This window comes from Crossiella sp. S99.2, from assembly GCF_023094165.1.
In the GTDB taxonomy this organism is placed as follows: domain Bacteria; phylum Actinomycetota; class Actinomycetes; order Mycobacteriales; family Pseudonocardiaceae; genus Crossiella.
The window spans coordinates 168,870-187,322 of the sequence record NZ_JALMDK010000008.1 but is presented as its reverse complement, the minus strand read 5'-3'; the positions used below and the strand labels follow the sequence as shown (position 1 = coordinate 187,322).

The window sequence follows — 18,453 nt, the reverse complement described above, 5'->3', positions numbered from 1 at the left end:
AATGAGCACACCCGTACGACGACGGACCCTGTTCAAGGTGGCTGCGGCGGGCGCAGGAGCCGCGGTCGCCTCCGGGGCGCTCGGCCGCTTCGGCGCGCTGGCCGCCTACGGCGAAGTGCCCGCGCTGGCCGGGAAAACCGCCATCGTGGTCGGCAGCGGGTTCAGCGGGGCGGTCGCCGCGCTGCGACTCGGTCAGGCCGGGGTGCGCACCACGGTGCTCGAACGCGGCCGCCGCTGGGAGGTCAGCCCCAGCGGAGACACCTTCTGCACCATCAAGAACCCGGACTGGCGGTGCGCCTGGTTCCACGACCGGCCGCCGCTCGGCCTGGACATCAACAAGAAGATCGACCGCAAGGCCGGGCTGATCGCCACCCACGAGGGCGAGGGCATCCGGGTGCTCAGCGGCTCCGGCGTCGGCGGCGGCTCCCTGGTCATCGGCCTGTACATGCCGCAGCCACGCCGATCCGAATGGGACAAGGTCTACCCGAGTCAACTGCCCTTCGACGAGATGGACAGCACCTACTGGCCGCGTGCCAGGGAGAACCTCAAGGTCGGCTTCATTCCACCGGATGTGCAGGCGCACCCGCAGTACCGGGGCGCGCGGGCCTGGCTGGAGTACCTGGCCGAGTTCGGCAAGGAGCCGGTGCCAATCCCGTTCGCGGTGGACTGGAACGCCATTCGCGAGGAACTGCAAGGAAAACGCGTCGCCTGCCACAGCATCGGCGAAGGCCCCTTCGGCAGCAACTCCGGCGCGAAGAACAGCGTGGACCGCACCTACCTGGCCCGCGCCACCGCCACCGGCAACGTGACCATCCTGGCCCAGCACGAGGTCACCGAGATCCGCGAGGTCGCCGGCCGGTACGAGGTCGTGGTCAAACTGACCAACGACAACGGGGATGTGCTGTCCACCAAGAAGATGGACGCCGACTACCTGTTCCTGGCCGCCGGGTCGGTGTACTCCTCCGGGTTGATCGTCACCGCCAAGGCCAAGGGCTGGCTGCCCAAACTCAACGAGCAGATTGGCAAGGGCTGGGGCAACAACGGCGACTTCCTCGTCCTGCGGATGACCCTGCGCAAGGACGTCGGCTTCGACCAGGGCGGGCCGGGCAACGTCAAGTTCTTCGACGACAAGAACCCGTTCGCGCCGACCTCGATGGCCTGGGAAGCCGCGCCGGTGCCCAACATCCTCAACGTCGCCTCCACCACGCACCTGATCACCTCGGTCACCCCGGAACGCGGTGAGGTGCGCTACGACCCGGCCACCGGCGGCGGCAAGGTGTACTGGCCCTATGGTGTGATGGAAACCCTGGGCGAGAAGGCCGGGCGGGACCTGGCCACCCGGTTCTGGTGGGAGACCGAGGGCAAGAAGGGCTTCCTGTTCAACGGTCTGCCCAACTACGACCGCGGCACCGCGCACGGATTGGGCGCCCGCAACACCTATCACCCCCTCGGCGGACTGGTGATGGGCCAGGCCACCGAGTTCACCGGGCAGCTCAAGGGATATCCCGGCCTGTACTGCGTGGACGGCGCGCTGCTGCCCGGTTCCACCTGCCTGGCCAACCCGTCGCTGACCATCACCGCCAACGCGGAACGATGTCTGGACCTGTTCCTGGCCAACGCGATCAAGGGAGCGAAGCGGTGAAGTTCACCTGCGCGGTGGCGATGAGTCCGATCGAGCAGTTGCCCGAACTCGCGCGCACCGCCGAGGAATGCGGGTTCGCCAGTATCGCGCTGCCCGACTCGCTGTTCTTCTCCGAACAGGTCTCCGCCGACTACCCCTACACCCCTGACGGCAACCGGTTCTGGACCGAGGAAACGCCGTGGGCCGACCCGATGGTGGCCGCCGCCGCGATGGGCGCGGTCACCTCCCGGATCGGCTTCTACACCCAGGTGCTCAAACTCGGCTCACGCAACCCGGTGCTGCTGGCCCGACAGGTCGGCTCGGTGGCGGTGCTCACCGGCAACCGGTTCGGACTCGGCGTCGGCCTCGGCTGGTCACCGGAAGAGTTCGAGTGGTGCGGAACGTCCTATGTGGACAGAGGGCCGCGCGGGGACGAGGCGATCGAGGTGCTCAAGCTGATCCTCGGCGGCGGCATGGTCGAATACCACGGCGAGCACTACCAATTCGGCAAACTGCGGATGAGCCCGGCGCCGACCAAGCCGGTGCCCATCTACGTCGGCGGTCACAGCGGACCGGGACTGCGGCGGGCCGCACGCATCGGCGACGGCTGGACCTCGGCGATGATGAGCTTCGCTGACCTCAAAACCACCATCGCCCGGCTGACCGAACTGCGCGCCGGCTACGGACGCGCGGAGGAACCCTTCGAGATCCAGGCGGTCTGCATCGACCGGTTCGGCCTGGAGGGCTACCGGGAACAAGCCGCGATCGGCGTCACCGACGCGATCACCATGCCCTGGATCATGGACGGGGTGCCCTTCGACGGGCCGCTGTCGGCGAAACAGGACTCGATGCGCAAGTTCGCCGAGACGATCATCGCCAAACTGTGAGGAGCGCTGGATGACGGTCACCTGGACCGCCCCCGACGGCGAACACCCGGCGCGGGCGGCCTCCATCCGCTCGATGACCGCGGTCGCCGCCGGGGACAAGGAGGGCTGGCTCGCGCTGTGGGCCGAGGACGCCGTGGTGGAGGACCCGGTCGGGCCGTCGATCTTCGACCAGACCGGGAAAGGCCATCACGGAAGGGCGGCCATCGGGGCGTTCTGGGACCTCACCATCGGGCACATGGCCCGGATGGAATTCGCCATCACCGACTCCTTCGCCAGCGGGGACGAGGTGGCCAACGTGGGCACCATCTCGGCCATCGCCGCTGATGGGACCCGCATCGACACCGACGGCGTGTTCGTCTACCGGGTCGGCGAGGACGGGCTGCTGCGGTCGCTGCGGGCGTTCTGGGAACTCGACCGGGCCTTGTCCACTGTCAGCAAACAGGAAGGTTGAGCACCGCCCATCCCCGATATGATGCGAGTGCATGACAACATGCGACCAAGCAGCTTCTTGGGGGTGGGCGTGACCCAGATCCACGGCACGGTGGCACCAGGTTTCGAGCCGGTGCGCGATGCCTTCCTGACCAACTTCACCGACGGCGGCGACGTCGGCGCCGCGGTCACCGTGTACCAGCGCGGGCAGAAGGTCGTCGACCTGTGGGGCGGCGTGGCCGACGTCGACACCGGCCGCGCGTGGGACCAGGACACCATCCAGCTGGTCTTCTCCACCAGCAAGGGCGTCACCGCGACCATCGCGCATCTGCTGGTCCAGCGCGGGGAGCTGGACCTGGACGCGCCGGTGGCCCAGTACTGGCCGGAGTTCGCCGCCGCGGGCAAGCAGGACATCCCGGTGCGCTGGCTGCTGTCCCACCAGGCCGGGCTGGCCGCGCCGGAGAAGCGGTTCCCGCTGGCCTGGCTGGCCGAATGGGACCCGATCGTCGAGCAGCTCGCCGCCCAGCAGCCCAACTGGGAGCCCGGCACCGCGCACGGCTACCACGGGGTCACCTACGGCTGGCTGATCGGCGAGGTCATCCGCCGGATCACCGGGCGCACCATCGGCGCCATCCTGGCCGAGGACGTGGCCAAGCCGCTGGGCCTGGACCTGTGGATCGGCCTGCCGAAGGAGCAGGAACCCCGGGTGGGCAAGTTCATCGAGGCCGATCTGTCCGTCCCGCCACCGGCGCTGGACACCCTGCCGCCGCACATCGCCGCGACGCTGGCCGCTTTCAGCGACCCGAACTCCTTCAGCATGCGCGCGCTGAACGTGATCGCCGACCCGATGCCGCCCAACAGCCCGGAACTGCGGGCCGCCGAGGTGCCCGCGGTCAGCGCGGTCGGCACCGCGGACGCCTTCGCCCGGCTGTACGCGAGCACGGTCGGCGAGGTCGACGGCTTCCGGCTGCTGGACCGGGAGACCGTGGACCGGGCCCGGAGCCTCCAGGCGTACGGCCCGGACAAGGTGATCATGATGCCGACCGCCTGGGGCCTCGGTTACATGACCGGCGCGCACGCCGAGGGCGTCACCCCGACGATCAGCCTGCTCGGGCCGGGGACGTTCGGGCACGGCGGCTACGGCGGTTCGCTGGCCTTCGGCGATGTGGACCACGAGATCGGCTTCGGCTACGTGATGAACACAATCCACAGTGGACTGACCGGCGAGGGCGCCACCGCGGGCCGGCTGGTCGAGGCGCTCAAGGGCGTGCTGGCGGGTTGAGTTCCGCGCACCGGCGGCGTGCGGGTGACCGGGCGCCGCCGGTTCGCGTTGGGCGGACGGGGTGAGGTTGATGGCCGAGGTGCACGGCACGGTAGCGCCCGGGTTCGAGGCGGTGCGCGAAGTGTTCGCGCGCAACTTCACCGAGGGCGGCGAACTCGGCGCGGCGGTGTGCGTGTATCGGCACGGGCGCAAGGTGGTCGACCTCTGGGGCGGGATCGCGGACGACCGCACCGGACGACCATGGCAGCGGGACACTCTGCAGCTGGTGTACTCGGTCAGCAAGGGCGTCACCGCGATGCTGGCGCACCTGCTGGTCGAACGCGGCGAGCTGGACCTGGACGCGCCGGTGGCCCGGTACTGGCCGGAGTTCGCCGCCGCGGGCAAGCAGGACATCCCGGTGCGCTGGCTGCTGTCCCACCAGGCCGGATTGCCCGCGCTGGACGAGCGGTTCCCGGTGGCGGAGGTGGCCGAGTGGGACCGGGTGGTGGCCCGGCTGGCGGCGCAGAAACCGTGGTGGACACCGGGAACCGAACAGGGTTACCACGCCTGGACCTTCGGCTGGCTGGTCGGCGAGGTGATCCGGCGGGTCACCGGGCGCGACTTTGGCGAGGTGTTCGCCGCGGAGATCGCCGATCGGGTGGGCGCGGAGGTGTGGTTCGGACTGCCCGCGGAACTGGAACCGAGGGTGTCCCGGATCGTGTCCACGCCGCCGCGCGCGGCCGTGGCGCCACCGGCTGATCTGCCCGAGTCAACGCGAAAGCTGTTGGCGGAGTACGACGACCCGGATTCGCTGATCATGCGGTCGTTCGATCTGACCACCACGACGTTGACCCCGAACACCCGGTTGATGCACGCGGCGGAGATCCCGGCCGCCGCTGGGATCGGCACCGCGGAGGGGTTCGCGCGGCTGTACGCGGCCACCGTGGGCGAAGTGGACGGAATGCGTTTGCTGGCACCGGAAACCGTGGAGCGGGCACGGGCCACCCAGACCGCGGGACTGGACCGGGTGCTGGTCAAACCGGCTCGCTGGGCGCTGGGATTCATCCCGCACGGGCAGCTGCCGGGCGAGCTGACCATGCTGGGCCCGGGGTCCTTCGGGCATGACGGGCACGGCGGATCCCTGGCCTTCGGCGATGTCCAGCACGGGATCGGGTTCGCCTACGTGATGAACCGGCTCCAGCACTCCCCACCCGACGGCGGCTGTTCCGGGCGCCTGGTCACGGCGTTGCGGACCGCGCTGGGTCAGTAGGCGACCGGGAACTCCTTGATCCCGTTGAGCCAGCCCGAACGCAGCCGCCGGGGCTCACCGGCCTTGCGGATGTCGGGCAGGTGGTCGGCGATGGCGTTGAAGATGAGGTCGATCTCCAGCCGGGCCAGGCTGGCGCCCAGGCAGAAATGCGCGCCGCTGCCGCCAAAACCCAGGTGCGGGTTGGGATCGCGGGTGATGTCGAAACGCTCTGGGTGGCTGAAGACGTCCTCGTCGAAGTTGGCCGAGCTGTAGAACATGCCGATCCGGTCGCCGGATTTCACCTGCACGCCACCGATTTCGGTGTCCGCGGTGGCGGTGCGCTGGAAGGAGACCACCGGGGTGGCCCAGCGCACGATCTCATCCGCGGTGGTCTTGGGGCGCTCGGCCTTGTACAGCTCCCACTGTTCCGGATTGTCCAGGAAGGCCATCATGCCGTGCGTGATCGCGTTGCGGGTGGTCTCGTTTCCCGCTACCGCCAACAGGATGACGAAGAAACCGAACTCGTCGGCGGAGAGCGAGTCACCGTCCACATCGGCCTGGACCAGCTTGGTCACGATGTCCGGCATCGGGCACTTCTTGCGCTCCTCGGCCATGTTCATCGAGTAGGCCAGGATCTGGGCGGCGGCCATCGCCGAGTCGGTCTGGAACTCCGGATCGTCGTAGCCGATCATCTCGTTGGACCAGTCGAAGATCTTGCGCCGGTCCTCCTGGGGCACGCCGAGCAGTTCGGCGATGGCCTGCAACGGAAGTTCGCAGGCGATATCGGTGACGAAGTCGCCAACGCCGTCGGTGCGTGCGGCCTCGACAATGCGGTGCGCGCGTTCGGCGAGGGCGTCCCGGAGTCCGGCGATGGCGCGCACCGAGAAGCCGCGGGAGACGATGCCGCGCAACTTGGTGTGCTCGGGCGGATCCTGGTTGAGCATGATGAGTCGTTGCAGGTCAAGCTGTTCCCTGGTCATGTCCGAGCCGAACCGGATGATCGCGGTGTTGGCGGAGCTGGAGAACAGGCGGCTGTCCAGGGAGACCCGCTTGACATCGGCGTGCCTGCTCACCACCCAGTAACCCTGGTCAGGGAACCCGTCCCGCCCCGGCGGTTTGGCGTTCCAGAACACCGGCGAGGTGCGCCGCAGCTCGGCGAACTCCTCGATGGGCAGCCGCTGCGCGTACACGTCGGGGTCGGTGAAGTCGAAACCCCGGGGAAGTTGGGGCAGGGCCATGGCTGTCCTCCGTGCTCACACAGCGATGTGGAACAGGTTCTACTGGATTCAAACACGAGACCCGCGTTGAGTGAAGGGTGTTCACTGAGTCTTACCAACCTCACTGAAACGTGTTCTACTCATACATATGGCTACTGATCCACGGTGAGGAGTTCCCATGGGCGACCCGGTCATCGTCGGCGCGGTGCGCACACCGATCGGGCGGCGCGGCGGCTGGTTGTCCGGGGTGCACGCGGCGGAGTTGCTGGGTGTGGCACTGCGCGGGGTGTTGGCCCGGGTGGCGGTACCCGCGGCGGAGGTCGACCAAGTAGCGGCCGGGTGCGTGACCCAGGCGGGCGAGCAGGCGGGCAACATCGCGCGCAACGCGTGGCTGCACGCGGGCCTGCCAGAGACCACCGGCTGCTTCACCTTGGACGCCCAGTGCGGGTCGGCCCAGCACGCGGCGCATCTGGTGGCGGCGCAGATCGCGGCCGGGGCGATCCAGGTGGGGATCGCCTGCGGGGTGGAGGCGATGAGCCGGGTTCCGTTGCGCAGCAACATGAACGGCCCCACCGGGATGCCGCGCCCGTCATCCTGGGACCTTGACCTGCCGAACCAGTTCGAGGCAGCCGAACGGATCGCGGCGCGTCGCGGGCTGACCCGGCGGGACCTGGACGAGTTCGGGATGCGGTCACAGTTGCTGGCGCAACAGGCCTGGGCGGGCGGCCGGTTCGACCGGGAGCTGGTGCCGGTGCAGCTTTCCGAGGCGGTGCAGCGGGATCAGGGGTTGCGGGAAAGCAGTCCGGAAGCCCTGGCCGGTTTGAAGCCGGTGCTGGACGGCGGTGTGCACACGGCGGCCACCGCCTCGCAGATCTCGGACGGGGCCGCGGCGGTGCTCATCATGGACGCGGGGCGAGCGGCGGAACTCGGCATCGCGCCACGCGCCCGGATCCGCGCCCAGTGCCTGATCGGCGCGGAGACCTACTACCACCTGGACGGCCCAGTGCAGGCCACCGAACGGTTGTTGACCCGGGCGGGGATGCGGCTGGCGGATGTGGACCTGGTGGAGGTGAACGAGGCTTTCGCGGCCGTGCCGTTGTCCTGGCTGAGCGTGTACGGGGAGGCCCCGGACCGGCTGAACGTCAACGGCGGCGCGATCGCGCTGGGGCACCCGGTGGGCAGCACCGGAGCCCGGCTGCTGACCACGGCATTGCACGAGCTGGAACGACGGGACGCGACCACCGCGCTGATCACCATGTGCGCCGGCGGCGCCATGGCCACCGGCACAATCCTGGAGCGAGTTGCCTGACCGATCCACCCCATCCCACGCCGAGTTGGCCCAAGTCGTACGCCTAGTTGGCCCAACTGGTACGCCCACTTTGGCCAACTCGACGGATATGGGTGGCGGGTCAGGTTCCGTAGGCCGGGGTGGGCGGGGGGCTGGCGGCGAGCAGGCGGGTGACCGCGTCGCCGATCTCCGTCACCGGCCAGCGTGATCCCCGGTCGAGGAATGGGCCGTGCCGCCAGCCGTCCGCGACGCTGATCCGCCCGCCCTCGACCTCGAACATCCGGCCGGTCACCTCGCCGGACTGCTCACTGCCCAGCCACACCACCAGCGGCGAGACGTTCTCCGGCGCCATCGCGTCGAACTCGGTTTCCGTTGGCGCCGCCATGGTTTCGGCGAAGGCCAGCTCGGTCATCCGGGTCCGGGCGGCCGGGGCGATCGCGTTCACCGTCACCCCGTACCGGGCGAGTTCGGCCGCGGCGACCGCGGTCAGCCCGGCGATCCCGGCCTTGGCGGCGCTGTAGTTGCCCTGGCCGACGCTGCCCAGTAACCCCGCCCCGGAACTGGTGTTGACCACCCGGGCCTGGATCGGCCTGCCCGCCCGGTGTTCGGAGCGCCAGTAGGCCGCCGCGTGCCGCAGTGGGGCCATGTGTCCCTTGAGGTGGACCCGGATCACCGCGTCCCACTCGTGTTCCTCCATGTTGACCAGCATCCGGTCGCGCAGGAAACCGGCGTTGTTCACCAGCACGTCCAACTGGCCGAAGGATTCCACCGCCGATCGGATCAGTCGCAGCGCGCCCTGCCAGTCCGCGATGTCCTCGGTGTTGGCCACGGCTTGGCCGCCCAGGGCGAGGATCTCGTTGACCACGGACTGCGCCGGGCTGGTGTCGGCGCCCAGCCCGTTGAGCGAGACCCCGGCGTCGTTGACCACTACCCGGGCGCCTGCCTCGGCGAACGCGAGTGCGTGCGCGCGCCCGAGGCCACGGCCGGCGCCGGTGATGATGACGACGCGGTTGTGGCACAGCGGGGTCATGGGGCCTCCCGGGAGGTGCTTGCCGACAGGAAGGCCGGTGACTCACCTCCGCCGTGCACCGGGAGCGTAGCGCCGCTGACGTAGGAGGCGAGGGGGGAGGCCAGGAATACCGCGCAGGAACCGATTTCCGCCGGGTCGGCGAGTCGGCCGAGCGGGACCGTACGGCCCACCGCGGCGATGCCCGCCTCGTCGCCGTAGTGCAGGTGGGAGAGTTCGGTGCGCACCATGCCCACGGCGAGGGCGTTCACCCGCACCTTGGGGGCCCATTCGACGGCCAGGGTGGCGGTGAGGTTGTCGATCCCGGCCTTGGCCGCGCCATAGGCCGCTGTTCCCGGGCTCGGCCGTCGGCCGCTGACACTGCTGATCATCACGATCGCTCCCCCGCTGTCCTGTTCCTGCATCACCCGGTTGGCGGCCTGGGATACGAGCAGCGGGGCGAGGAGGTTCAGTTCGACCACCTTGGCGTGGAACCGGGGCGAGACCTCGGCGGCCATCGCGAACGGTGCGCCGCCGGCGTTGTTGACCAGGATGTCCAGCCGGCCGTGGGTCTGGATGATGGTGTCGACCAGGGTGTCCACCTGGGCCGGGTCACGGACGTCACACGGCAGGTGCTCGGGTGCGCGGCCGGCCTCCTCGATCGGCTGATCGGGTGGCCTGCGGGCACAGGTGACGACGATGGCTCCGGCGGCGAGGAAAGCCCGGGTGATACCCGCACCCACGCCACGTACGCCGCCCGTGATCAGCACTACTCGGCCGTCCAGGGACAGATCCACCGCACACCTCCGGGGCTAGGCCGGGCGCCGGGCTTGCTGTTAACGTACCAAGCAATCGCTAGGTTTGGAAGAAGGCGCCATGGGCATCACCCGGAACGCGGCCGAGACCTCGATATCCGTTGTGACACTGGACTTTCCGCCGGTCAACGCGTTGCCCGCGCAGGCTTGGCACGACCTGGCCGACACCATCACCGAGGCCGGCCGGGACCCGGCCACGCACGTGCTGGTGCTGCGTGCGGAGGGGCGCGGGTTCTGCGCGGGGGTGGATCTCAAGGAACTCCAGGCCGATCCGGACCGGGCGGCGATCATCGGGGTGAACCGGGGGTGCGCGGCGGCGTTCGGCGCGGTCTACGACTGTCCGGTGCCGGTGGTGGTGGCGGTGCAGGGATTCTGCCTGGGCGGTGGGATCGGCCTGGTGGGCAACGCCGACATCGTGGTGGCGGCCGAGGACGCGAGTTTCGGCTTGCCGGAAGTGGATCGCGGCGCGCTGGGGGCCGCGACGCATCTCGCGCGGCTGGTCCCACAGCACTTGATGCGGGCCTTGTACTTCACCGCCTCGCGGATCGACGCGCGGGCATTGCTGCACCACGGTTCGGTGTACCGGGTGGCGCCGCGGGCCGAACTGGACGAGGCGGCCCTGTCCGTGGCGCGGGAGATCGCGGCCAAGGATCCGCGGGTGATCCGGCGGGCCAAGGAGGCGATCAACGGGATCGATCCGCAGCCGGTGCACCGGAGTTACCGCTATGAGCAGGGATTCACCTTCGAGCTGAACCTGACCGGGGCGGCGGATGAGGCCCGCCAGGCTTTCCTTGACCGCGGTTGAACGGGAGGATCACCATGCGGGACAAGCGGATGACCGCGCGAGACGTGGTCGCCGAGCTGGCCGATGGGATGATCGTCGGGATCGGCGGCTGGGGGTCGCGGCGCAAGCCGATGGCGCTGGTCGAGGCGATCCTGCGATCACCGGTGCGGGATCTCACCGTGGTGTCCTACGGCGGCCCGGACCTGGGCATGCTGTGCGCGGCGGGCAAGGTACGCAAGGCGATCTACGGGTTTGTCTCGCTGGACACCATCGCGTACGACCCATGGTTCCAGCAGGTGCGGCAACGCGGCGGTCTTGACGTGTCCGAAGTGGACGAAGGCATGCTGCAGACCGGGTTGCGCGCGGCCGGGCACCGGCTGCCGTTCCTGCCGATCCGGGCCGGACTGGCCTCCGATGTGCTGCGGGTCAATCCCGAGCTGCGCCTGGTCGAATGCCCCTACACCGGGGAGAAACTGGTCGCCATGCCCGCGCTGCCCCTGGATGTCGCGCTGGTGCACCTCAACCTCGCCGATGCGCACGGCAACGCCCGCTACCTCGGCCCGGACCCCTACTTCGACGACCTGTTCTGCCTGGCCGCCGCCCGCCGCTACGTCTCCTGCGAACGGATCGTGGACACCGCCGACCTCATCGCCGCCGGACCACCACAGGGCTTGCTGCTCAACCGGATGATGGTGGACGGGGTGATCGAGGCGCCCGGCGGCGCGGGCTTCACCAGCTGCGTCCCCGACTACGACCGGGACGAGAACCGCCAGCGCGCCTATGCCAACGCGGCTCGCGAGCAATCCTGGGAGTCCTTTGTGGACAGCTACCTGCGGGAGGACTGAGATGACCGCGACCAGGGCCGAGGTGTGCGTGGCCGCCTGCGCCGACCTGTTCCGCGACGACGGCGAGATCCTGGCCAGCCCGATGGGCCTGATCCCCACCCTGGGCGCGCGGCTGGCCCGGCTGACCACCGCTCCGGAGTTGTTGCTCAGTGACGGCGAGGCCACCCTGCTCGCCGGGACGCCGGCCCTCGGCGAGTCCGCGCCCGCCGAGGGCTGGCTGCCCTACCGCCAGGTCTTCGACGTGGTCGCGCACGGCCGCCGGCACGTAATCATGGGCGCCAACCAGATCGACCGGCACGGCAACCAGAACATCTCCTGCATCGGCCCGCACGAACAGCCCACCCGGCAACTGCTCGGCGTGCGCGGCGCCCCCGGCAACACGGTCAACCACCGCACCAGTTATTGGGTGCCGCGGCACAGCAAACGCGTGTTCGTCCCGGCCGTGGACCTGGTCTCCGGCGTGGGCACCGATCGCGATCCCGGCCGCTTCCACGACCTGCACCGGGTGGTCACCAACCTGGCCGTGCTCGATTTCACCGGCCCGGACGGCACCCTGCGCCTGCGCTCGGTACACCCCGGCGTTACCGTCGAAGAGGTCCTGGAGCAGACCGGATTCCCGTTGCACATCAACGGTCATACCGAGACCCGGCGGCCGGACGAACGCGAACTGGCACTGATCCGGCAGCTGGACCCGCAGGCCCGGCGCGACCGCGAGGTGCCGTGATGGACACCGCGCTCACCCGCCTGGTCGGCGTGCGGCACCCGGTGGTGCAGACCGGCATGGGCTGGGTGGCCGGCCCCCGGCTGGTCTCGGCCACCGCCAACGCGGGCGGCCTGGGCATCCTCGCCTCCGCCACCATGACCTTCGCTGAACTGGAGCACGCGATCCGGGAAACCCGGTCCCGCACCAGGAATCCGTTCGGCGTCAACCTGCGGGCCGACGCGCAGGACGCCGCGGCCCGGGTGGACCTGCTGATCCGCGAACAAGTCCGGGTCGTCTCCTTCGCCCTGGCCCCGAAACCCGAGCTGATCACCAAGCTCAAGGCGGCCGGGATCGTGGTGATCCCCTCGGTGGGCGCGGCCCGGCACGCCCGCAAGGTCGCGGACTGGGGCGCGGACGCGGTGCTGGTGCAGGGCAACGAGGGCGGCGGCCACACCGGCGGCATCGCCACCACCCTGCTACTGCCCGCGGTGGTGGACGCGGTGGACCTGCCGGTGATCGCCGCCGGCGGCTTCTTCGACGGCCGCGGCCTCGCCGCCGCGCTCTGCTACGGCGCGGCCGGGATCGCCATGGGCACCCGGTTCCTGCTCACCCAGGAAAGCCCGGTCCCGGACGCGGTCAAACAGCGCTACCTGGCACACGACCTCAACGGCACCGTGGTGACGCACAAGGTCGACGGCCTGCCACACCGGGTGCTGCGCACCGAACTGGTGGATCGCCTGGAGCACAACGGAAACCTGCGTGGCCTGCTCCGCGCCCTGGCCAACGCCCGCCGCTTCCGCCGCCTCACCGGCCAACCATGGCCCACCCTGATCCGCGAAGGAATCACCTTACGCCGCAACAAAAAACTCAGCTGGGCGCAAACCATCATGGCCGCCAACACCCCCATGCTGCTACGCGCCGGTCTCGTCCAGGGCGACCCCGCCGCCGGAGTACTCGCCTCCGGCCAGGTCGTCGGCCTCCTCGAAGACCTCCCAACCTGCGCCGAACTCATCGAACACCTAGTCACCGAAGCCGAAGAAGTACTACGCCGCAACAACCCCGCCTAACCAGATCACCGGAAGTGCCGCCGCCCACTCGATCCGGTCGACGTCCGCCGTCGAGTTGGGCCAAGTGGTACGCCCAGTTGGGCCAACTATGCGTACGGCTTTGCCCAACTCGACGTTGGGTGGGTTGCGGACCGGGCTGGCGGCTTGTGGCTTAGGCTCGGCCCGGGGTGCGGCCGAAGGCGCGGCGGAAGACGTCGATGAACGCGCTCGGTGTGGCCCAGCCGCAGCGGTGCGCCACCGTGGTCACCGGCAGGTCCTCGGCCAGCAGGATCAACGCGTGCTGCAACCGCAACTGGGTCCGCCACTGCGGGAACGACATGCCCAGCTCGGCCCGGCACAGCCGGGACAGCGTGCGCTCACTCGCGCCGAACTCCACCCCGAACTCGCCCAGCGTGCGCCCGTCCGCCGGATCCGCGTCCAGCCGCGCGCACACCGCCGCCAGCCGCGCGTCCCGCGCCGCGGGCAGCCGGATCGGCTCCTGCGGCGACTGCCGCACCTGGTCCAGCAGCACGGTCAGCAGCCGCCGCCGTTCCGGGGTGTCCCGGTCGCCGAAGGCGGTGTAGCCGATGATCAGCTCGCGCAGCAGCGGCCCGACCGCGAGCACCGCCGGCTGGTCCAGACCGAGGGGATTCTGGGTGAGCGGCAGGCCGATCAGGTGCAGGTCGATCCGCCCGTACGCCCGGTGCTCGTGCGTCACCCCGGCCGGCACCCACAGCGCCTTGGTCGCCGGGGCCAGCCACCGGCCCGCGTCCGTGCGCACCGCGAGCACCCCGGTGGCGGCGTAGAGGATCTGGTGGTCGTCGTGCCGGTGCGCGTCGATGCCCGACCCCGCGGCCAGTTCCTTGTGTGTGGTCGGCGCCACCGGCATATGGCGGGATTTCGACATTGTCTGGCAGTTTACCGGAAGCACGCCGCCCGGCCCAGGGGCAGGCTGAAGCCCATGCAGACCTCACGACGAGTGCCCACGCTGCTGCTGGCGGTCGGGCACGGCAGTGTCGACCTGTTCCAGGGCGCGGTGCCGGTGCTGGTGCCGTTCCTAGTGGCCGAGCGCGGTTACGGCTACCTCGCGGTGTCCGGCCTGGCGCTGGCCGCGAGCCTGCTGTCCTCGGTGGCGCAGCCACTGTTCGGCCTGTGGACCGACCGCCGCCCACTGCCCTGGCTGGCCCCGATCGGCCTGGTGCTGGCCGGACTGGGCATCGCCCTGGCCGGCCTGGTCGACAGTTATCCGCTGACCTTCGCCGCGGTCGCGCTCAGCGGCCTGGGCGTGGCCGCCTACCACCCGGAGGCGGCCCGGCTGGCCCGCGCGGTCACCGGCGGCGACCCGGTCGGTATGAGCACCTTCTCCGTCGGCGGCAACATCGGCTTCGCCCTGGCCCCGGTACTGGCCGCCCCGGTACTCGCCCTCGGCGGCCTGCAAGCGGCCCCGCTCCTGCTGGTGCTCACCACGATCGGCCTGCTCGCCACCCTCCCCTTGCTGGGCAAGCACTCCCCCGCCCCCAGCGCCCACAAGACCAAGCCCGGCAAGGACAACTGGCCTGCCTTCCGCACCCTGTCCGCGGTGATCGTGGTCCGCTCGATCGGTTACATCGGCCTGAGCACCTTCCTCGGCCTGTTCGTCCAGCAGCGGGTGCACGCCAGCGCCACCGCGAGCGCGGCCGCGTTGTTCGTGCTGTACGCCGCCGGCGCGCTGGGCACCATGCTCGGCGGCAGGCTGGCCCGCCGCTGGGGCCGGGTCCGGGTGCTGTGGATCTCCTACGCCAGCGCGGTTCCGGCGCTCGCCGGAGTCGTGCTGGTACCCGGTCCGGCCCTGTACCTGTTCATCGCGGCCACCGCCATCGCCTTCTCCGTCCCGTTCTCGCTGCACGTCACCCTGGGCCAGGACTACCTGCCGAACCGGATCGGCACCGCCAGCGGCGTCACCCTGGGCCTGGCGGTCAGCGCGGGCGGCGTGTTCGCGCCACTGCTGGGCCTGCTCGCCGACGCCACCTCGCTGCAGGTCACCCTGGCCTGCCTGGTGGTCCTGCCCGCCGCGGCCTGGCTGCTGGGCCGCCGGCTGCCCGAGCCGGAGCTGACCGTTGTCGGCCACAACGACCCGGCCCGCGCCGGTTCCCGGTAACACTCGAACCCATGCCACGACGGATCGCCGCGCTGGTGCTGACGCTGTGCACCGGACTCGGCCTCACCACGCTGCCCGGTCACGCCGCCCCGCCCGCCGGTCCCTACCCATCGGTCGGGGCGGGCACGCGTTTCCTGGACCAGGATCGCCTGCTCGGCGATCTGCCGGAACCGGGCTGGTTCAAGGCGAACATCCCGTTCGTGGACCTGCCGGACGCGCAGGTGCGGGAGATCTACTACTACCGCTGGAAGGTCTACCAGGAGGCGCTGAAGTACACCGGCCCGCGCGAGGGCTGGATCGTCAGCGAGTTCCTCGGCCCGGTCGGCTATTCCGCGCCCAGCGGCGGCATCGTGGCCGCCGCCGGCCACCACGTGTACGAGGGCCGCTGGCTGCGCGACACCCGTTACCTGGACGACTACCTGCGCTATTGGTTGCGCGGCAACGGCGCCGGCCCCAAACCCGCCACCGAGTTCCTGAACAAGAACACCACCGACTGGGCGCACCAGTACTCCAGCTGGCTGGCGGACGCGACCGTGGCCAGAGCGGAGATCACCGGCGACTGGCGCTTCGCCACCGACCTGCTCCCCGAGTTGCGCAGGCACTGGGACCGCTGGTCCCCGCAACTGGACACCAGCACCGGCTTGTACTGGCAAACCCCGGTCTGGGACGCGATGGAGTACACCGCCAGCTCCTACCAGAGCCCCGACCCCTACCACGGCGGCGACGGCTTCCGCCCCACCCTGAACACCTACCAGATCGCCGACGCCCGAGCCATCGCCGCGCTGTCCCGCCGCACCGGCGACCACACCACCGCCGCCTACTTCACCCAACGAGCCAAAGACCTCTCCGACGCCCAGCAAAAATGGCTCTGGGACCCCCAATCCGCCTTCTACAAACACGTCATGCGCGACAACAACCCCGCTCACCTCAAGATCGCCGACCGCGAACAGATCGGCTTCGTCCCCTGGGCCTTCCGCACCGCCCCCGCCGGCAATGCCGCCGCCTGGTCCCAACTCACCGACCCCCAGGGCTTCGACGCTCCCTACGGCCCACCCACCGTGGAACGCCGCAGTCCCTGGTTCATGCACGAGGCGGACAAGGGCTGCTGCCGCTGGGACGGCCCCAGCTGGCCCTACGCCACCAGCCAAACCCTCACCGCCCTGGCCAACCTGCTGATCGAGTACCCGCCCCAGTCCTATGTAGACAAAGACGACTACTACACCGCCCTACGCCGCTACGCCCAGACCCAGTACAAAAACGGGCGCCCCCACGTGGCCGAAGCCCATCACCCGGACCGTCCACAATGGATGTACGACACCCCAGGCCACAGCCAGGACTACAACCACTCCACCTACACCGACCTGGTCCTCTCCGGCCTGCTGGGCATCCGCCCCCAACCAGACGCCTCCGTCCTGATCCACCCCCTGACCCCCAAGTCCTGGACCCACTTCGCCGTGGAGAACCTCCCGTACCGCGGCCGCAACCTGACTGTCCTCTGGGACCAGGACGGCACCAAGTACAAGCAGGGCAAAGGCTTCCGCGTCTACCTCGACGGCAAGCCGGTAGCCACCCGCCCCACCCCAGGCCCCCTGCGCATCCCGGTCCCCGACGGCCCCCGCCACCCCCTCCTCCACCAGATCGACGACGCGGCCAACCCCTCAACCCAAGGCTTCCCCCAGGCCACCGCCTCCTACGCCAACCCCGGCGACGCCCCCAGCAAAGCCAACGACGGCCAGAACTTCTTCCTAGACGTCCCCGGCACCCGCTGGACCACCTACCGCTCCCCCAACCCCGAAGACTGGCTGGCCCTGGACTTCGGCCGCCCCACCCCAACCTCCGACGTCCGCCTCTACTTCTACGACGACCGCGGCGGCGTCCAACCCCCGGCCTCATTCTCCTTGCAGCACAAGCGATCCGACGGCACCTGGGCCGAGATCCCCGGCCAGCGCCGCAGCCACGCCACCCCGGTCGGCAACGACCTGACCCGGATCACCTTCCCCACCCTGGACACCACCGCGCTGCGCGTGGTCGCCAAACCCAAACCGGGCACCGCCTTCGGCCTGACCGCCTTCCAATCCTGGCGAACCCCCTAGACCGCGTGCCACAACAGCCAACGTGGCGTACAGCTTCAGCCAACACGCGGGCGGGTTTTCACTCCAGCTCGGCGGGTTCCACTACCGCGCTGCGGATGTGTTCGTACACCACGCTTGTCCGCACATCCACCACCTCCGGCCGCTCCGTCAGCCGGTCGATCACGAACGCGTACAGGCTGTGGTTGTCCGGCACCGCCACGTGGATGAGGAAGTCCTCGCCCCCGGAGACCACGAACACCCCCACCGTCTCCGGCAATCCCGTCACCCACTCCCGGAACGCCTCGATCCGCGGCCGGGACGGTGGCCGGATCCGCACCGCGATCAGCGCCTGCACCGGCCGCCCGATCCGGTCCAGATCCACCTCGGCCCGGAACCCGCTGATCACCCCGCGCTCGCGCAACCCGCGCACCCGCTCCAGTGAGGTGGACGGCGAAACCCCGGTCGCGGCAGCCAGTTCCCGGTTGGTGCGCCGACCATCCCGCTGGAGTTCCCGCAACAACGCCTGATCAAGTTCGTCGAGCTTGTACATATCAGGCTTCTCTCCGAATTAAGTTCGATTACCGCGCGATCATACCGCTGAACCGCCTAGCCTTCGGAGTCATGTCCGCATTTAGCACGCCATCTGAGCTGGTCACCGAAGAACTGCGCACCGACCAGTCCACCCGGCAGACCCGGATCAAGTGGGTCATGGTCGTCGACGCCGAACTGCCCGCCGGCCTGATCGCCAACGCCACCGCCTGCCTGGGCGCGGTGATCGGCCGGGCCCTGCCCAACGTGCTCGGCCCCGACACCAAAGACGGTTCCGGCAGCGTGCACCCCGGCCTGCCCTGGCTGGGCTGCCCGATCCTGGCCGCGGACGCCGCCGCGCTGACCCGCATCCGCGCCAAGGCCGAGGACCGCCCGGACATCTTCGTCGCCGACATGTCCGAACTCGCCCAGACCAGCCGCGTCTACGACGAGTACCAGGACACCCTGGCCGGCACCGAGGACATCCGCTACCGCGCGATCACCATCGCCGGCCCACGCAACCGGATCGACAAGCTGGTCGGCGGACTTCCCTTGCTGCGCTGAA

The 18,453-nt window shown here is 69.9% G+C and carries 18 protein-coding genes; 13 read left to right on the top strand and 5 right to left on the bottom strand.

The genetic code is table 11. The features are described from left to right. The first annotated feature begins 1 nt into the window (after nt 1). The 5 genes from MZC64_RS29375 (at nt 2) to MZC64_RS29355 (ending at nt 5,468) form a co-directional block, all read left to right on the top strand. Nucleotides 2-1,642: a GMC family oxidoreductase N-terminal domain-containing protein gene (locus MZC64_RS29375; RefSeq protein ID WP_247762424.1), complete on the top strand. Its 1,641-nt coding sequence runs from the start codon at nt 2-4 to the stop codon at nt 1,640-1,642. Next, complete coding sequence (locus tag MZC64_RS29370; RefSeq protein ID WP_247762423.1) at nt 1,639-2,508, top strand: TIGR03619 family F420-dependent LLM class oxidoreductase; 870 nt, start codon at nt 1,639-1,641, stop codon at nt 2,506-2,508. The genes MZC64_RS29375 and MZC64_RS29370 overlap by 4 nt, the downstream gene beginning before the upstream one ends. A 10-nt stretch (nt 2,509-2,518) precedes the next feature. Then, nucleotides 2,519-2,959, top strand: a complete 441-nt coding sequence (locus MZC64_RS29365; protein ID WP_247762422.1) for a nuclear transport factor 2 family protein — start codon at nt 2,519-2,521, stop codon at nt 2,957-2,959. Between the two features lie 63 nt (nt 2,960-3,022). Then, nucleotides 3,023-4,219, top strand: a complete 1,197-nt coding sequence (locus MZC64_RS29360) for a serine hydrolase domain-containing protein (protein WP_247762421.1) — start codon at nt 3,023-3,025, stop codon at nt 4,217-4,219. Nucleotides 4,220-4,289: 70 nt separating this feature from the next. Next, the gene (locus MZC64_RS29355; protein ID WP_247762420.1) at nt 4,290-5,468 is read left to right on the top strand and encodes a serine hydrolase; all 1,179 of its coding nucleotides are present in this window, start codon (nt 4,290-4,292) and stop codon (nt 5,466-5,468) included. Here MZC64_RS29355 and MZC64_RS29350 read toward each other — a convergent pair. Continuing rightward, nucleotides 5,462-6,685 (bottom strand): cytochrome P450, encoded by a 1,224-nt coding sequence (locus tag MZC64_RS29350; RefSeq protein WP_247762419.1) that lies wholly within the window; start codon nt 6,683-6,685, stop codon nt 5,462-5,464. The two genes, MZC64_RS29355 and MZC64_RS29350, sit on opposite strands and share 7 nt — an antisense overlap. Nucleotides 6,686-6,842: 157 nt before the next feature. Here MZC64_RS29350 and MZC64_RS29345 point away from each other — a divergent pair, with 157 nt between their 5' ends. After that, complete coding sequence (locus MZC64_RS29345; RefSeq protein ID WP_247762418.1) at nt 6,843-7,973, top strand: steroid 3-ketoacyl-CoA thiolase; 1,131 nt, start codon at nt 6,843-6,845, stop codon at nt 7,971-7,973. A gap of 100 nt (nt 7,974-8,073) precedes the next feature. Here the strand turns inward: MZC64_RS29345 and MZC64_RS29340 are convergent, their stop codons facing one another. Together MZC64_RS29340 and MZC64_RS29335 are read right to left on the bottom strand one after the other, a co-directional pair. After that, on the bottom strand, nt 8,074-8,982 hold the full coding sequence (locus MZC64_RS29340; RefSeq protein ID WP_247762417.1) for an SDR family oxidoreductase: 909 nt from the start codon (nt 8,980-8,982) through the stop codon (nt 8,074-8,076). After that, nucleotides 8,979-9,755 (bottom strand): SDR family oxidoreductase, encoded by a 777-nt coding sequence (locus tag MZC64_RS29335; RefSeq protein WP_247762416.1) that lies wholly within the window; start codon nt 9,753-9,755, stop codon nt 8,979-8,981. Before MZC64_RS29335 ends, MZC64_RS29340 begins: the two co-directional genes overlap by 4 nt. A 79-nt stretch (nt 9,756-9,834) precedes the next feature. Here MZC64_RS29335 and MZC64_RS29330 point away from each other — a divergent pair, with 79 nt between their 5' ends. From MZC64_RS29330 to MZC64_RS29315, 4 genes are read left to right on the top strand one after another with little or no spacing between them, the layout of a single operon-like run. Continuing rightward, complete coding sequence (locus MZC64_RS29330) at nt 9,835-10,578, top strand: enoyl-CoA hydratase family protein (protein ID WP_247762415.1); 744 nt, start codon at nt 9,835-9,837, stop codon at nt 10,576-10,578. Between the two features lie 14 nt (nt 10,579-10,592). After that, a complete protein-coding gene (locus MZC64_RS29325) occupies nt 10,593-11,402 on the top strand; it encodes a CoA transferase subunit A (protein WP_247762414.1) in 810 nt (269 codons plus the stop codon). Between the two features lies 1 nt (nt 11,403). After that, the gene (locus MZC64_RS29320) at nt 11,404-12,126 is read left to right on the top strand and encodes a CoA-transferase subunit beta (RefSeq protein ID WP_247762413.1); all 723 of its coding nucleotides are present in this window, start codon (nt 11,404-11,406) and stop codon (nt 12,124-12,126) included. Beyond that, the gene (locus MZC64_RS29315) at nt 12,126-13,172 is read left to right on the top strand and encodes a nitronate monooxygenase family protein (RefSeq protein WP_247762412.1); all 1,047 of its coding nucleotides are present in this window, start codon (nt 12,126-12,128) and stop codon (nt 13,170-13,172) included. The genes MZC64_RS29320 and MZC64_RS29315 overlap by 1 nt, the downstream gene beginning before the upstream one ends. A gap of 151 nt (nt 13,173-13,323) precedes the next feature. Here the strand turns inward: MZC64_RS29315 and MZC64_RS29310 are convergent, their stop codons facing one another. After that, nucleotides 13,324-14,058 (bottom strand): helix-turn-helix transcriptional regulator, encoded by a 735-nt coding sequence (locus MZC64_RS29310; protein WP_247762411.1) that lies wholly within the window; start codon nt 14,056-14,058, stop codon nt 13,324-13,326. 54 nt (nt 14,059-14,112) lie between these two features. Here MZC64_RS29310 and MZC64_RS29305 point away from each other — a divergent pair, with 54 nt between their 5' ends. Together MZC64_RS29305 and MZC64_RS29300 are read left to right on the top strand one after the other, a co-directional pair. Continuing rightward, on the top strand, nt 14,113-15,288 hold the full coding sequence (locus tag MZC64_RS29305; RefSeq protein ID WP_247762410.1) for an MFS transporter: 1,176 nt from the start codon (nt 14,113-14,115) through the stop codon (nt 15,286-15,288). An 11-nt stretch (nt 15,289-15,299) separates the two neighbouring features. Next, a complete protein-coding gene (locus MZC64_RS29300) occupies nt 15,300-17,381 on the top strand; it encodes a discoidin domain-containing protein (protein WP_247762409.1) in 2,082 nt (693 codons plus the stop codon). Between the two features lie 58 nt (nt 17,382-17,439). On the opposite strand, the gene MZC64_RS29295 is transcribed toward MZC64_RS29300, so the two are convergent. Next, nucleotides 17,440-17,910, bottom strand: coding sequence for an Lrp/AsnC family transcriptional regulator (locus tag MZC64_RS29295; protein WP_247762407.1), 471 nt, complete (start codon nt 17,908-17,910; stop codon nt 17,440-17,442). A 71-nt stretch (nt 17,911-17,981) separates the two neighbouring features. On the opposite strand from MZC64_RS29295, the gene MZC64_RS29290 reads away from it, so the two are divergent. Further along, on the top strand, nt 17,982-18,452 hold the full coding sequence (locus tag MZC64_RS29290) for a DUF2000 domain-containing protein (RefSeq protein ID WP_247762405.1): 471 nt from the start codon (nt 17,982-17,984) through the stop codon (nt 18,450-18,452). The last annotated feature ends 1 nt before the right edge of the window (nt 18,453 follow it).

Bases quoted from the DNA above. Each gene is read 5' to 3' on its own strand.
- MZC64_RS29375 (WP_247762424.1), top strand. From the start codon at position 2: ATGAGCACACCCGTACGACGACGGACCCTGTTCAAGGTGGCTGCGGCG.
- MZC64_RS29365 (WP_247762422.1), top strand. From the start codon at position 2,519: ATGACGGTCACCTGGACCGCCCCCGACGGCGAACACCCGGCGCGGGCG.
- MZC64_RS29355 (WP_247762420.1), top strand. From the start codon at position 4,290: ATGGCCGAGGTGCACGGCACGGTAGCGCCCGGGTTCGAGGCGGTGCGC.
- MZC64_RS29350 (WP_247762419.1), bottom strand. From the start codon at position 6,685: ATGGCCCTGCCCCAACTTCCCCGGGGTTTCGACTTCACCGACCCCGAC.
- MZC64_RS29345 (WP_247762418.1), top strand. From the start codon at position 6,843: ATGGGCGACCCGGTCATCGTCGGCGCGGTGCGCACACCGATCGGGCGG.
- MZC64_RS29340 (WP_247762417.1), bottom strand. From the start codon at position 8,982: ATGACCCCGCTGTGCCACAACCGCGTCGTCATCATCACCGGCGCCGGC.
- MZC64_RS29330 (WP_247762415.1), top strand. From the start codon at position 9,835: ATGGGCATCACCCGGAACGCGGCCGAGACCTCGATATCCGTTGTGACA.
- MZC64_RS29325 (WP_247762414.1), top strand. From the start codon at position 10,593: ATGCGGGACAAGCGGATGACCGCGCGAGACGTGGTCGCCGAGCTGGCC.
- MZC64_RS29320 (WP_247762413.1), top strand. From the start codon at position 11,404: ATGACCGCGACCAGGGCCGAGGTGTGCGTGGCCGCCTGCGCCGACCTG.
- MZC64_RS29315 (WP_247762412.1), top strand. From the start codon at position 12,126: ATGGACACCGCGCTCACCCGCCTGGTCGGCGTGCGGCACCCGGTGGTG.
- MZC64_RS29310 (WP_247762411.1), bottom strand. From the start codon at position 14,058: ATGTCGAAATCCCGCCATATGCCGGTGGCGCCGACCACACACAAGGAA.
- MZC64_RS29305 (WP_247762410.1), top strand. From the start codon at position 14,113: ATGCAGACCTCACGACGAGTGCCCACGCTGCTGCTGGCGGTCGGGCAC.
- MZC64_RS29300 (WP_247762409.1), top strand. From the start codon at position 15,300: ATGCCACGACGGATCGCCGCGCTGGTGCTGACGCTGTGCACCGGACTC.
- MZC64_RS29295 (WP_247762407.1), bottom strand. From the start codon at position 17,910: ATGTACAAGCTCGACGAACTTGATCAGGCGTTGTTGCGGGAACTCCAG.
- MZC64_RS29290 (WP_247762405.1), top strand. From the start codon at position 17,982: ATGTCCGCATTTAGCACGCCATCTGAGCTGGTCACCGAAGAACTGCGC.